Source organism: Mesorhizobium sp. M0698 (assembly GCF_040320455.1).
GTDB lineage: Bacteria > Pseudomonadota > Alphaproteobacteria > Rhizobiales > Rhizobiaceae > Mesorhizobium.
Window position 1 is genome coordinate 1 of sequence record NZ_JAMYPQ010000028.1, and the last position, 13,898, is coordinate 13,898.

At 60.2% G+C, this 13,898-nt stretch carries 10 protein-coding genes and 2 pseudogenes; 5 read left to right on the forward strand and 7 right to left on the reverse strand.

What is annotated here, in order from left to right:
• From NKI16_RS30745 to NKI16_RS30765, 5 genes are all read left to right on the forward strand, one after another.
• A partial coding sequence (locus tag NKI16_RS30745; RefSeq protein WP_352924317.1) for a DUF309 domain-containing protein occupies positions 1 to 952 on the forward strand: 952 nt, incomplete at its 5' end.
• A 37-nt stretch (positions 953 to 989) separates the two neighbouring features.
• A complete protein-coding gene (locus NKI16_RS30750) occupies positions 990 to 1,532 on the forward strand; it encodes a hypothetical protein (RefSeq protein WP_352596158.1) in 543 nt (180 codons plus the stop codon).
• Positions 1,529 to 4,609 carry an HsdM family class I SAM-dependent methyltransferase gene (locus NKI16_RS30755; protein ID WP_352924319.1) on the forward strand — a complete coding sequence of 1,027 codons (3,081 nt, stop codon included), beginning with the start codon at positions 1,529 to 1,531 and terminating at the stop codon, positions 4,607 to 4,609. Before NKI16_RS30750 ends, NKI16_RS30755 begins: the two co-directional genes overlap by 4 nt.
• Positions 4,596 to 5,255, forward strand: a complete 660-nt coding sequence (locus tag NKI16_RS30760) for a hypothetical protein (RefSeq protein WP_352596164.1) — start codon at positions 4,596 to 4,598, stop codon at positions 5,253 to 5,255. Before NKI16_RS30755 ends, NKI16_RS30760 begins: the two co-directional genes overlap by 14 nt.
• 227 nt (positions 5,256 to 5,482) lie before the next feature.
• On the forward strand, positions 5,483 to 5,785 hold the full coding sequence (locus NKI16_RS30765; protein ID WP_352924322.1) for a hypothetical protein: 303 nt from the start codon (positions 5,483 to 5,485) through the stop codon (positions 5,783 to 5,785).
• A 38-nt stretch (positions 5,786 to 5,823) separates the two neighbouring features.
• Here the strand turns inward: NKI16_RS30765 and NKI16_RS30770 are convergent.
• The 7 genes and pseudogenes from NKI16_RS30770 to NKI16_RS30800 form a co-directional block, all read right to left on the reverse strand.
• Positions 5,824 to 6,968, reverse strand: a pseudogene (locus NKI16_RS30770) (helix-hairpin-helix domain-containing protein); the annotation flags it as partial.
• Complete coding sequence (locus NKI16_RS30775) at positions 6,896 to 7,120, reverse strand: hypothetical protein (RefSeq protein ID WP_352595251.1); 225 nt, start codon at positions 7,118 to 7,120, stop codon at positions 6,896 to 6,898. The gene NKI16_RS30775 and the pseudogene NKI16_RS30770, both read right to left, overlap by 73 nt.
• Positions 7,117 to 8,236: pseudogene (locus tag NKI16_RS30780) on the reverse strand (Y-family DNA polymerase). Before NKI16_RS30780 ends, NKI16_RS30775 begins: the two are co-directional and overlap by 4 nt.
• Before the next feature lie 29 nt (positions 8,237 to 8,265).
• Complete coding sequence (locus NKI16_RS30785; RefSeq protein ID WP_352924324.1) at positions 8,266 to 10,290, reverse strand: DEAD/DEAH box helicase; 2,025 nt, start codon at positions 10,288 to 10,290, stop codon at positions 8,266 to 8,268.
• The gene (locus tag NKI16_RS30790) at positions 10,283 to 11,746 is read right to left on the reverse strand and encodes a BREX system ATP-binding domain-containing protein (protein ID WP_352595238.1); all 1,464 of its coding nucleotides are present in this window, start codon (positions 11,744 to 11,746) and stop codon (positions 10,283 to 10,285) included. The genes NKI16_RS30785 and NKI16_RS30790 overlap by 8 nt, the downstream gene beginning before the upstream one ends.
• Positions 11,743 to 13,035 (reverse strand): BREX system ATP-binding domain-containing protein, encoded by a 1,293-nt coding sequence (locus NKI16_RS30795; protein WP_352595236.1) that lies wholly within the window; start codon positions 13,033 to 13,035, stop codon positions 11,743 to 11,745. Before NKI16_RS30795 ends, NKI16_RS30790 begins: the two co-directional genes overlap by 4 nt.
• Before the next feature lie 14 nt (positions 13,036 to 13,049).
• Positions 13,050 to 13,799, reverse strand: a complete 750-nt coding sequence (locus NKI16_RS30800) for a hypothetical protein (RefSeq protein ID WP_352595234.1) — start codon at positions 13,797 to 13,799, stop codon at positions 13,050 to 13,052.
• Positions 13,800 to 13,898: the final 99 nt, after the last annotated feature.

The window sequence follows — 13,898 nt, forward strand, 5'->3', positions numbered from 1 at the left end:
CTCCGCTAAACACGGGGGCTGCGCGGCGGACACGCCGACGTCACCGCAATGCCACGCCATTTTGCAGAACTTGACGCACACAACTTCTATCGTAATTAATTGCCAAGTGACACTATTCGTCTTGATGGCTATTGGTTCGACGTTGCGCCCGCGCTGGCTACCGGAAAAGAGCTTTCCGTCCTATGCGTATCTTCCCGGCCGGCAGCCGCATCCCGTGCGCGATCCTGCAGGACATAGCTATCACAGCGAAGCAATTCAGATTGCTGAAGAGGCGTCGCTTGACTCGGACATGTTCCTCTGGGGTATCGACCTCTTCAATCATGGTTATTACTGGGAAGCCCATGAGGCTTGGGAAGGTCTTTGGCAGGTTGCAGATCGAGGCGCTCCGCTTCGGATGCTCTTCAAGGGATTGATCCTGTTATCGGCGGCCGGCGTGAAGATCCGCGAGGGCAAGCATGCGGCGGCGGTGCGTCATGCCGGACGCGCCGCGGCGGTCCTTCGTCGGCTGATGAACGCGCCGGATCGCACTATCGAGCGTGCGCTCGGCATGTCACTCGCAGTATTTGCCGGACAGGCCCAAGCCGCAGCAAGGATTCCGGCAGCCCCGCAGGCGACAGCGCTGGGTCAGCCCCAAGCCGTGTTTGATTTCATTCTCGGGTCAGGTTCCGGCGGAACGCCGATCAGATCGAAAAAAGAGAAACAGTCATTCGTAGAAGACGGTGGATTCACCGTTCCGTTTGCGGGCGAAGTGAACTGTCTGGCCCGTCGTGTTGAAAAGCGGCTCGAAGGCAATCCGGGCGAATCCGGCTTTGAACCTTTGCTGAGGTCTTTGGCTTCATGGCGATCGAACTTGCCCCATCGTAGGAACGTCGCATGCCAATGCGAGTTTGATCCCTATCAGCCGCCCTCGCCGTTTACGGCGGAGATCGAGTCTGATACCCATTCTTCGTAGCGAGATCGGGTATAGGACTCAATCTACAAAGGTCGACATGCGGTTTGTAACCACGCCTGCTGCAGCACAGCTCACAGGCCTCTCGACAGTAACCCTGCGAGAGTGGACGAGTCGCCGCGCCCTTATCCCGGCTGACGTTCTGCCGAAAGGAAAAGGGTCGCCGGCTGGCTTCACATGGCACACAATTCTGCTGCTCCGCATTGTGGTCCTACTCCGTGATCGTTTCCATTTCGAACTTCAACCACATCAAGCCCTCTTCGCGAGTCTCAAAGCGGGCTTCCAGCGCACTTCCTTCATCGCGCTTTGGGGCAAATCACTTGTCCTGCGCGGCGATAGCGCATGGTCCATTGTGGACGAGGCCGACGGGCTTCCGTTGGCTGAAGATGCGGTAATCATCCGCCTGGAACCGCACCTCGAGGTTTTGTCGAGCGGCTTCTCGCTGCCTCACCCCGCCAAGTCGCCTGGGCAGCTAGAGCTGTTCCCGGCCCGGTCGATCGATGCTCCTGCCAAATCAAAAGCAGTCGACGCGGCCGGTCAACCTCGGGAGACTGCGACACCCGTTCGCAGGAGGTCAGCTTGACCAGTGCCGCCTACAAGCAGGCGCTGGAGGCGACGGGTTATCTGGCTTCCAACGGCCTCCCCGCGCCGGGTTTGGTGCCGGCAGATGATCCGCGCGCAGCTAAGATGCGGGCGATCTTCTCAGATGAGCGAGTAGGACTGCGGGCCGATGCCGTGTTCTCAGCTCAGAACGCTCCCACCAGCATATTCAAAGATGCTGGCGATGCGGAGCCCTCAGACGACGACCTTCGTCAGTGGCATGAAGCGGCGTGGAATGTTGGCATTGCGCCTCTTCTCTGGATTATCACGCCTACGGATGTACGCCTTTACGACTGCTACGCCTCGCCCGAATGTGCTGCCGAGCCTGCGGGTCAGGCGCCGCAGGCTTTAGATCGCTTCGTTCTGCAGTCTGCCGATCGCCTGCGCGCGCTGGACATTCAATGTGGTCGCATCGCAACCGAAACCGGCGCATTCTGGGCCAGTCCAATTGGGTCGAAGATCAACCGGCGACATCGCGTCGACCGCGAACTTCTCGCTGAGATCTCCGCATTAGAGGATCGCCTTACGGCTCTCGACGATCCGCAAACGGATCGCGCTGTCGCACATGCGCGCGATATCGCGCAGCGGTTCATCGGGCGTTGTATCTTCACTTGGTATCTGCTGGATCGCGGGATTGCCCAACCCTTCCTGCCAAGCGAGATGCCGGCTGACCTCAGCGCAATGTTCGCGACGCCGTCAAGCGCGTTTGCCCTATTCGACTGGCTGCGAACCACATTCAACGGCGACCTGTTTCCGATGGACGACCCCGGCGCCGAGCACGAGCAATTAACACCGAAGCATCTCGAACTTATCCGCGACTTCGTGGAGGGACGAAGTCTTATCCCGGACCGCCTTGGACAGGGTCGGCTCTTCCGCTTCCGATTCAACGCCATTCCGGTCGATCTTGTCAGCTCGATCTACCAGCAGTTCGCGAGGACGAGCGCGGCGGATGAGGCGCGATCGCAGGGTCTACACTACACACCAGTCGAACTCGTCCACCTCACACTCGACCCCGTTTTCGAGGGCCTGTCGTCACACGCGACGATTATAGATCCGGCATGTGGATCGGGCGCCTTCCTCGTGGAAGCTTTTCGTCGACTGGTGTGGCGCGCTGCAGAGGGTCAGCCCGCAACCCGAGATCTCGTTCGCCGCATTCTCTACACCCAGCTTTTTGGCGTCGACATCAACCGTGCGGCACTTGGTATCGCAGCGTTCAGCCTATATCTCGCCGCTCTGGAGCTCGACGAACAGCCGATCAGTGACATCCGCGATCTGAAGTTCGATCGCTTGATCGATACCACCCTGTTTGAAGCGGACTCTCTGGGCGAGAAACTACCTGCGCCGATCACCAGCCGGACCTTCGACGCGGTGGTCGGCAATCCGCCATGGACGTTCGTCAAGAAGGAGCTCGGTGCCGACAGGCGGCGTACATCCGACTCGTCGACGTTGCGGCCAAGGCGGAGCCCCGACCAAGCATTCCTGTCGCTTGGTGCTGAACTGGCCGGTGTCCATGGCCGTGTCGGCATGGTGATGAAGGCCACGCCCTTCTTCTCAAAAGATGTTCACGCCGTCGCGGCGCGAAACCATCTCTTGGAGCATCTCGGGCCAGTCGCGCTGATCAATCTCTCTTACCTTCGTCGCGAGGATCTCTTCCCGGACGCCGTCGGTCCCGCACTGCTATTCTTCGCTCGCTGTGGCCTAGGCCCCCAAGCAGACCGCATGCTGGTCGGCTCGATCCCATGGACTCCGGACTTCCGAAGGACAGGGGTCTTTGGCCTTGGTCCCGGAGAAATCCGTTCCATCCCGCTTAAGCGGGTGTTGGCGACACCTACCTTCCTCAAAGCGGCGACCTTCGGAACGGTTCGTGACGGCTGGCTCATCGAGCGCCTGGAGAAGGACTTCCAACGCTTTGACGTGCTGATGCAGACGCTAGAGCGCGACCCATCCGCCAACCGAGGTCAAGGTTTCCAAGTCCGCGGCGACGCAAACACCCCACCTAGCAGCTATCGAAATTTGAAGGTCGTGGCGCCGGAGAAATTCTCGGCGTTCCGCCTCGACTATGGTTCACTAGACGATTTCACTCATCCAACGTTGCACCGGCCCCGACGTGAATCGATTTTCCTCGGTCCGATCCTGCTCTGCTCCAAGGTGGGCAACGCCTCAGGCGCAGAGCGTGGACGCTACAGCGCTGCGGTCAGTAGCCGCGACGTACTGTATACGCAGAACTTCTACGGAGTTTCCTTCGCCGGCGCCGATGTAAAGTACGCCTTCGCGCTTAGTGCGATTCTGAATTCTAGCCTCACATCCTTCCAGTTTGCATTCGGCGGGCCAACCTGGGGCTTAGAACGCCCAACGGTTGAGCCTCATGATCTCCTCTCTTTGCGCATCCCTGATCTGACTAAAATCGATCCCGCCCTCCTGAACGCGCTAATCGAAGCAGAGAAGAAGGCGGCGGCAGATCCCACGAGCTCCGTCCGCCTAACAGCCCTCGATGAGGCTGTTTTCGATGCATATGACTTGGATGCGGATGAGCGAACGCTCGCCCGAGACAGTATCGATCGCGCACGTTACCTCATCTTCGAGAATCGAAGCGAGCGCGGCGGTCTCATCACGCCCCCGGGCGCAGAAGCGTTGCGTGCTTATGCCGGCCAGGTCACGAAAACGGTCGACGCATACCTACGCGCTCGCGACGAGCGCCATCTTGAAGCGGTGATCTACCCGGCGCGGCTGACCAAGCCCGTTTTGGCATCTGGCGTGCCCGGTATCACAGCCGTTCGTTTCGTAATGGCCAAAGGCGGTCCCGGTCGGGAGCCGGTCGTCCGCGACGGCGATCCCGCGGAGCTAGATGCATTAGGCGCACTCCTGCGGGGCCAATTTGACGCTCCGATACCGCCTTACCTGAACGAGCGGCGCCAAATTCGACTTTATGGATCAGACGATCTTTTCATTCTCAAGCCGAGCGAAATCCGAAACTGGACCCGCACGGCCGGACTGAACGACGCCGATGTAATCCTCGCCGACCACTGGCTGCGGAGGGGAAGCACCGTTGCTCACGCCTGATGTCCCTTTTGGCCTTCCATCGTTCTCGCTTTCGGGTGATCAGATCGCGACCGTCGTCGATCTCCTCTGCAAAGGCTGTGACGAGGCAAAGCCGCATCTAACAGCCGGCATGCTCGAAGTCCCGACAACGATTGTCGTTCGGAAGGCGATGCGTCGAGTCAAGAAGGCGCTGGGGCTGACGAACCTTCAAATACGCGGTGAACACGAGCTTGAAGACATGGCAAGCGACGACCCGTCAATTTTGGGTCGGATCGATATCACCTTGCAGTTTGTGCATCAGTTTGGCGATGAAGACGCCTATGTAGCCGTCGAATGTAAGCGTGTTCACGCAAGTGATTCAACACTCAACGGCAGTTATGTCGCCAAAGGCGTCGATCGATTTGTAACGGGTCAGTATGCTGCCGGCCATGACTGGGGATTTATGCTCGGCTACGTGTTAGCACTTCCGGCTTCTGCCGTTGTTGATGCCGTAGATGCACGCGTTCGGAAGGCCTACGGTGAATCCGCGGGGCTAACGGCTGAAGCTGCACATTCCCTAGCATTGGCCGTGCTGGAGGGCGCGCTGGTTCAAAACGGCACCCACACGATCAGACTAAAGCATGTGTTCGTCGATATGGTCCCGGCCGCGCCCGCTAATACTGCCTGAAGCGGTCAACATTCGGTGCTGATTCACACCTTGTGAGCCCTGCTGTGTTATGCATGGTAAGCTGGCGGCTGAACGAGATAACCGCCGAGCAGATGGGCCCCGGGACCACTCTACATCGCCGTTCCGCCGGCGCTGGGGTGGAACCGGCTCCCGACCAACGGCCGCCGGCCTCGAGGCAGGCTCATCGAGATGATCCGACCGCCTTGGAACAAGATGGGGGTAGAGGCATGATGCAGCGTGGGCAGCGTGTCTCCATGGACGCGAGCGCCGAGGATGGGATCACGATCATTCGCATCACGCGCGGCCGCAAGGGCGACGCCATGGCTACCGTGGAATCGTTAGAGTGGTTTGAGCCGGACGGTCACAAATACACCTACGCCGCGGCTCAGGAAACGGGGCGCGGTCCGGCCGTGGAGGTGCTCGCCGACTTTAAAAGGTGCGGGCAGTCGTTGCGCTTGAGAGCGACAACATTTGGGATCCGGCATGGGGTGACCTGCTGCCAATCGGCCGTTAACCGTGCCCGACAATAGTGTGCACAACATGCTGCTGAAGTGGCCGTCCGGAAGCGCTACCGGAAGTCCCGCGTCTTCACCTTGATGCGGTCGATGTGCTCGTAGGGATCGACGATATCGCGCGTTTTCGGCATGCCGCGCGGATCGATGCCCGATCCACCGTGATGGGCCTCGTCACCGCCGCCATGTGGCAATGGAAACGGCGTCTCGCGGTTTCCCACGCTTGCAAGCTCGCCAGAGAGGTCTGTCAGCTCGTGAGCGACGAGATGCACGACCTCCCCTTCCCGCTGGATGCGGCCGCGCACGCCGAGCATGGCCGACGAGAGAAGCACGCGCCGGAATTTCTCGAACACCTTGACCCGTACGACGACGTTTGCGGCGCCCGTCTCATCCTCCATGGTTAGGAACATCACACCTTTGGCCGATCCCGGCCGCTGCCGGACCAGCACCAGGCCCGCGGCCTGGACCCAGCTTCTGTCTCGCGCCTGCATGGCCTCCTGACAGGTCACGATGCGACGGCGACGAAGATCGGCACGCAGGAACGACATAGGGTGGCTACGCAAGGTCAGCCCGACATGACTGTAATCCTCGACCACTTCGCGTCCTGCAGTCATTGGCTTGAGTGCAAGCGAGGCTCCTGGATTTCCGGCACGGTTTTCTGTTCGCGGGACGTGGCGGCCGCAAACAGGGGCAACGGTTCATCGCGCAGAGCCTTGATCGCCCAGAGCGCATCACGGCGGGCAAGGTTGATATCCGGCAGAGAGGCATCGGCCTCGGCGAGCTGGACCAGTGAAGCCGCCGGCACCCCGGCGCGGCGCCACAGATCGTCTAGCGAGACGAAGGGCTCATCGGCCCGCGCAGCAATGATCGCCGCCCCGTCATCATTGGCGAGACCCTTCACCATGCGCAGGCCGAGCCGGACAGCGAAGCGGTCTTCGGCATCGGTCGGCTCCAGCGTGCAATCCCAGCGGCTGGGATTGACGCAGACCGGACGCACCTCGACGCCATGATCACGAGCGTCGCGCACGATCTGGGCCGGCAGATAAAAACCCATGGGCTGCGAATTCAGCAACGCGGCACAGAAGACATCCGGATGCCAGCACTTCATCCAGGATGAGGCGTAGGCGATCAGCGCGAAGCAGGCGGCGTGGCTTTCGGGGAAGCCGTAGCTGCCGAACCCTTCGAGTTGCGAGAAGGCACGATGCCGGCAAGCGAATTGCGATCGACGATAGCGAGCGCCTCGATGCCGAGCAGTGCCGCCTGCGCAAACAGCTCCTCGCAGGATGATGCTCCACGCAGGAACGAGAAATGCGAGGTCACCTGCAACTCGGCATATCGGGTGGCGCCTCTCATCCGAAGATCCCGTGCATGAACCATTTGTGCGATCCGGTCGCGGCATCCTCCCCGTCGCCGGCACGGAAGAGCCAGTAGCGTTCGCCGTTCTCGTCCTCGACCTGGAAATAATCCCTCACCGCCGCGAGCTCGGCGTCGCGCTTCCACCATTCCCCGAAGACGCGCTCCGGGCCGTCTGCCCGTTTCACGCGTCCTCGGCGGCCGTCGCGGCAAGCCGCATCAGCTCGATGCCAAATCCGGGATCGATGGTGTCGATCTTGTCGGTGAGCAGCCGGGTCAGGCGCTTCACATCGCGAACCGGCGTTGCCGTGGCCGACACGGATCGCCTCGATGCGATTGTCGACGCGAAAGAACAGAAGATCGAGCCGGCGTGCGCTAAGCCCTCGCGTCTCGAGTGAGGCGCACAGTTCGGCGACCAGCTTGCCGGTATAGCGCGCAATTGTTTCTGCCGCGCCGATCGGCTCGGCAAAATTGCGGCGCACTTCGACGATTTCCTGCGGTCGGATCGGCTCTGAACGCCTGGTCGAGGCGGCGGCCGGGTTCCGGTCCAAAACGCAAGGCGAGCAACGCGCGTGGCGTAGCGGCGAGGTCCGCAATTATCTCGAAGCCAAGCCGTCGCAGGCTATCGATCGTCACGGCGGGAAGACGGAGGGCAGCGATCGGCAAAGGCAGGATCGCTTGGGCAATCTCGCCGGATGGAACCACAGGCTTTTGCCGTGTGCTGAAGCGGGCCATTGCGTGGGCTGCGCCCCAAGTGTCGGCGACCGCGGCGCGTGCAGCAAAACCCGCTGCGCCAAGCCGCTCCACCATCCGGGCCAGCATCGCAACCTCGCCGCCATGCAGATGGTCGGCGCCGGTGGTATCGATCACAATGCCGTCCGGCGCATCGGCAGCGACGATCGGCGCATAGCGGCGCAGAGCCCACAGCGCCAACCGCTCGAGCGCGATTTTATGACAGCCCGCAAGGGTGAAGACCCGGCTCCGGGGCTTCAGCGCAGCCAACAGCCCGGCCCACAGGCCGACGCCCGCTCTCCTATCTGCTGCACCGCAAGGCAAGCCGGGCGCAAGCCGCGCCCGCGCTATCGAACTCCTTGGCAGTAACACAGACCGCCGCATTCTCACACTTAAGTGCAATCCGACACCATCTAATCTATCGGCATGGATCCGACCAAGTCGATGCCAGAGACGCGATCTAGCCAGCGATAAAATGGCGTCCAGGGTATCGACCGACGCTTCTCATCTGCGGCCAAGCGGTTCGATAGCTCGCCCATAAAGCGACTGGGACTTGCGAATTTCGCGGCTATGCTGATTGGTAGGTCATTGGTTCGTTCCGCATGAGATGCCAACTCCCGAACGCCTTCGACCGATATCATCACAGCAGACACGGGGCCCCCGATGCCGACGTCGGACGGCAGGAACCGCCGTCCCGTCGCCTCGCGCATGAGGAGGGCGGCGAGCAGTGTGTTGAACCGCACGCCGCCCCAAGTCACGAGCCTGGTTCCTTCCTGCTGCCACCGGGTCGGATCATGGCCGCGTTGACGCGCGAGGCCCCATACGACGCTGCGGCTGACCGGCAAACCCGAACCGGTCGCTTTGATGCGGGCTAGAGGCTGAGAACGGGACACCCCTTCCCCAACGAACGCGCCGCCTTCGGAGCCCACCACCAGCTTACGCATCGACCCGCCGATGAACACTGCACCCCCTGCGCTGGACTCGTCTGCGTCGCGGATCGCTGCTTCTCCGGTGCGAAGATCTAAGACGGCGGAACTCGGTTGTCCCGCAATGACGGTGTGTATGCGGGCGGCATCACCTTCGTCCATCAGACGGTCGGAGGGGATCAGGGCTCCGCGGACGCTGGTTAAGCAACCGGTGTCGATCATGTCGTCGATGACGGGCTTGTGCGTATCCGTGCCCGCCTCCGCGGCTAGAGCGGCAACGGACAGAGCGCGATCCTGCCGCGTGGCCCGCCAACATAGACTGAGGATCTGCTGAAACTGGACCGAAGGCCGGTCATACTCGTAAGCATCGTCGAGGTCACCGCGCCGCCCGCAATCGATCAAGGCGCGCATCATCCGCTCGTCATCTTCGGAGCTCTTGAAGGCGGCTACTCGGCAGATGCCACTGCGGCGATTGCCACGACCAATACGTTGGAGAAAGCCGCTGACAGTCGTGGGCGGGTCGGCCAGGACGACAGCATCGATGTCGCCGATGTCGATGCCGATCTCCAGTGTTGATGTAGCGACGCAGATACCATACCGTTTTGCACGCATCTCGTCTTCGACTCGCTCCCGATGGGACGCCGACAATGCGCCGAAATGAAGGTGTACCGGCCATCGCCTGCCGTTGAGCTCTCGGTGCAGATGCGCCGATAATGCGTGCGCAGCATTGCGGGAGTTCGTGAATACCAGGATCTTCTCAAGACCCGCCTCGTCCACCCATCGGACCAGAGATCTGGCTCGCGCGACGTACGGATCGACATTGGCATCCGCGGCTATCCGAATGAGCTGGAGGTCTATCTCCCTTGGTGAACCGTGCGCAATAACCTTGGCATCGTCGCCCAGCCAGATCCGACCAACGCCTTCCATGTCGTCTAGCGTTGCCGTCATCCCAACAACTTGGAAGTTGTCCCTTGCTGATTTCGGCGTCACGGCGGCTTTTCGGATCCGTTCGATCACATGGCGCAGCTGTTGGCCACGAGCCTGACCATGCAGGAGGTGAATCTCGTCGACGATTACGGCGCGCACCCCAGCAAGCGCTTCCGGGCGACGCAATTGCAAGGAGTCAAGTGCTTCAGGGGTCGCCAGCAAGCAGAACACGCCCGAAGCCGATCCGAGTTCGTGGCGGTCTCCAGTGTAGCGTGAAATCGCGCTCGGGAACCTCGTGCCGAGATACCCGACCAGCCTTTCATGTAGATCGTTCACGAGTGCCTTGGTCGGCGCGACATAGACCGTCGAGAGACTCTGGCGCGTGAAGGACATGTGCCGCTGAAAGAGCGGGGTGACTGCGGCTTCCGTCTTGCCCGATGCAGTGGGCGCCGCGAACAGCACCTGATGCCCCCGGACGATCTCTGACATCACGACTGACTGCCCTTCGTACGGCTGCCGTCCGTCGAAGAAGATCGGGAAGCCGTCTGGCATCATGCGGCCCAGTTGGGAGCGAGTTTCAGTCATCCCAGGGGAGTATCTCGCCGGCGATTTGTCGCGCCGCCTCGTCGACCAACTCCACGAGCTCGTCACTGTTCGTCGCTCCGTCGCGGCTCATCAGGACGGCAGGCGCGAAGCCGGCCATCTTGGTCCAATTGCGTAGGATCCGCTCAGATATGGGCGTGTGGTCAAAGTGGTGGCGGAGTGTTGCTGCGATCCGCGCCCTCAGCCCGGGATCCGCGAGCAGCTGCACCTTCGGACCAAGACGCCCTGCACTTTCGGCAAGGAAGGCCTCGCACCACTTCTCGTAGTCACTCTCGCATGGCGGTTCGAGATGAACCACGTCTTTTGGATCGTGGATCAAGACGCTCATCTCACCCATCTTTCGCTTCAGGTCATGGGTATCCTCGCCCTCAGTCAAGCCCACGAACAGCGTAAAATGGGGGCCTTCCTTCCAGAAGGGTGGCAGGTCGAAATGCTCGTAGTCGCTCTGCGGCTTCTGGAGGTCCTTTCGCGGCGCGTGAGCACAACGCGCGATTATATCGAAGAAGTTGTTCGCCCGAATGTAGCGGTTGAACGAGTAGCTTCGGACATGTTCGGCCTCGTCGATAATGAGGGCCAAGCCTTTATAGCCAAGCGCCTTTAGGATTTCGTGGAGAACGACGAGATTGTAGGCATAGATGAGCCCCGTGTCTTTCGTCTGAGGCAAGATTGGGATCTGGGTCTTGTGACCGCCTCGCCAGCTGAGCGAGCGAATGGCGCCGATCTGTTTTACCTGGCCGGCAAGCCAGCTGACCGCAGCCACGTAGTCCGTGTCGTCGCGACGATGAGAGAGGTAAAGGAGGGCCTCCAACCCCTTGCTGAACCAGGGGGACCTCTTGAAATAGGGAAGGTCGCGAACGACTGACCAATTGTCTCGGATCTCTTTAATAAGATCGAAGAAATCTGCGCTTCTGCTGCCGTCGGCACGCATCGGAAATTCAAGCCCGCCGACGAGACCTTGGTAAACGGTAGCAGGCTTGGCCGGATCGGCCGCCTTCGGATCAAGCTCAAGCGATGCCGTGACCCAGCCGTCGCGAATGGCGACCGCTTTGACAAGGTGCAGGTGATGCGACTTGCCGGAACCGTAATACCCCATGAAGATCCGGCAAACGCCATCCTTCGATGCGTTCGCTAGTAGTGAACCTATCTCGTCCGACGCCTGCTCACCGCCTATCGTGAGATCTACAAGTTGGTCGGGGTCAGTCGGCACCACACCAAGATTGACCGCCTCGAACGACTTCCGAAAGGCGAAGTCCGTGGAGGTTTGCCCACGGGACGGTGGAGGTGCAGTCTGTTTGGACAGCTGGCGAGGCATAAGTTCGCCGGCGACAACGTCCAGCGCCTCGCCAAAGAACTCGACGGTAGCCACGCCACCGAGGACCGCCAGAACTGTTCCTATTCCGTATTCCGCGTGTTCGACTTGGGTGCCTGAGACGATCATGCGCCGTCGCCATCAAGCGGAGGTTCATTGTTGCTGACAAAATCATTCGCCTGTTCGGCACTGATCGGGCGCTGCTCGTCCTTTTGTTGATCGAGAAAACGACAGTACTGATAGACGAAGAAGCGCGGCTTCGGCGTCTCGAACAACAGGTCCTTCTGCGCCGCAACAATTGCTCGCATGTTGGCTATCTGGGTCGGCACATCCCATGCCATGCCGTGGGCTTGACCGAAGACGCTCAAAAGCTTTTCACCGATGCTGTAGATTACCGCTTCGGAGTTGGCCTCCTCGATATTGATGAGCGGCACCATAGGGCTGCCCCTCGAGAAGGCCTTGGTGCCTATCCGATCCTGGAGTGCTCGATAGGTGCTGATCACTTCCGAGCGAAAGTCGGGTGTAGCGGCGTAGAGGAACATGACCCCACCGAACTCGCCGTCGGCGTTTTGGTTGATCATAGTGAGCAGGTTTTCGATCGCCTGCCTCTGCTTCGCCGAGCCACGGCGGAATGAGGACGTACGCGTTCCTTCATCGAATGCGATGAAGAAGCCCTTATACCCCATGCGGCTGCGCAGAAATGAGATGACCGTCTTGAGTCGCCGAAACGCATTTTCATCGCGTGCCGGCTCGAACAGACCCATACTTTTAAGGACCGTCGATCGGACATTGTCACCGCGAATCCACGAGATCAACTCATTGTCGCTGACGGAATCGGCTGCGCCGCACGCCAGCTTCAGCAAACGCTGGCTAAGTGCAGTGAGAGCAGAGGCCATTTGTTGATCTGGAGCACCTCTCCAGAGTCCTCCGATCTGCTGCTCAATCTGCCGTTGGACTAGCTCAGGCACATCACTGCCGAGTTGCGCGCCGAGCTGTTGAATTCGACGCACGATCCAACTTTCGATGAGGATTTCGATGCCCTTGGAGTCGTTCCCGTTCAGTTGGTTTTCGATCGGTGGCTGAAACGACTCCATGATGGCGCGGAATATGGCAACCGGTGAATTGAACGGGCATTCGGCCCCAACGGTAACCAGAGCAGTGACGACGTCCTGCTCACTTGCACGACTGGCTAAACTGTTGATGAACTGCGTCTTGCCGCTTCCATAGTCCCCTTCAAGATACTTGAAGCAGCCAATTCCCTCGGCGAGGTCACCGCGGAAATAGTTGTGGTCAAGTGCGTCGAGGATGTGATCCGTACCGACGTTGATGAAGTGAGAATACTTGCCCGGCGCGATGGGCGAATTGAGCAGGCCTTTGACAAGGTGCTTCGCGTCGATCTTGTTGATTGCGACTTCCACTGGGACCCTCCCTCTTAAACCGTTTGGCGGCGCATGTAGATCATCGGCCGAACGACTGTGCCCTCGGCGTTTCCTGGTACGAAGAAGGCGCGTGACTTGGGACCGTGCGCTTGGTTCAGGGTCGCCGGTACAAGTTCAAATTCGAAGCTGTCGCGTGACGTTGCTGAATCCTTGTTGCGACGCCAGTTAATTAGGTTCGCGATAAAGACTGCTTCTGGAACGTCTTCGAAGTTCCGCCGCGCTGGCGTACCCCAGAAGCGCTCGTTCTGCGCGGCGATCTTGAATAGTCGTGCGACATCCGCAATCAAGATGTCTTCGCCGCTCGTGAAATGCTTGGCCATTGTCCAGGCCAGCAGCAACCTGTCGAGGAAGAGATCGACCGGCAACGTCCAGTCGTCGACGATGCGCTCAGCTGATTTGTAGGCGTTTACGACGTAGTCAATGTCAGCCGGAATCTTACCGATAACCGGGTAATGGGCAGTCATCGACCAAGCCCAGTTCTGGCCGCTTTTGTCAGGAACGAGAACCAAGCGGCCGGCGAAGAAATGATTGTCCTTGTTGCCCGTCTGAACGCCCTCCAGATGATGGAGCACCTGCATGGCAAAACGCCTGCGGTTGTCCGGATGGCGCATATGTTCGGCATGCGCCTCGAGGGCGCGTTTTGCATCGGCGATCTCGTGCCGAACCTCGGGGTCGGGCGCGGCAGTGTCGGGCAGTGATAGAGCGTATAATTCCTGCTGCCGCTCGATAACCGCAGGCGGCATGTTTAGTCCTTCCGCTCGCGTTTGTCCTTGACCCAGGATTCGCGGAAGTCGCGCGGCGAGGATGCCCTTCGCATTGGCTAGGAGCCCATTGCGCTCGAC

Excerpts from the sequence above, each read along its gene's own strand:
- NKI16_RS30765 (WP_352924322.1), top strand. The coding sequence starts at position 5,483 with ATGATGCAGCGTGGGCAGCGTGTCTCCATGGACGCGAGCGCCGAGGAT.
- NKI16_RS30750 (WP_352596158.1), top strand. The coding sequence starts at position 990 with ATGCGGTTTGTAACCACGCCTGCTGCAGCACAGCTCACAGGCCTCTCG.
- NKI16_RS30800 (WP_352595234.1), bottom strand. The coding sequence starts at position 13,799 with ATGCCGCCTGCGGTTATCGAGCGGCAGCAGGAATTATACGCTCTATCA.
- NKI16_RS30775 (WP_352595251.1), bottom strand. The coding sequence starts at position 7,120 with ATGAGAGGCGCCACCCGATATGCCGAGTTGCAGGTGACCTCGCATTTC.
- NKI16_RS30785 (WP_352924324.1), bottom strand. The coding sequence starts at position 10,290 with ATGACTGAAACTCGCTCCCAACTGGGCCGCATGATGCCAGACGGCTTC.
- NKI16_RS30790 (WP_352595238.1), bottom strand. The coding sequence starts at position 11,746 with ATGATCGTCTCAGGCACCCAAGTCGAACACGCGGAATACGGAATAGGA.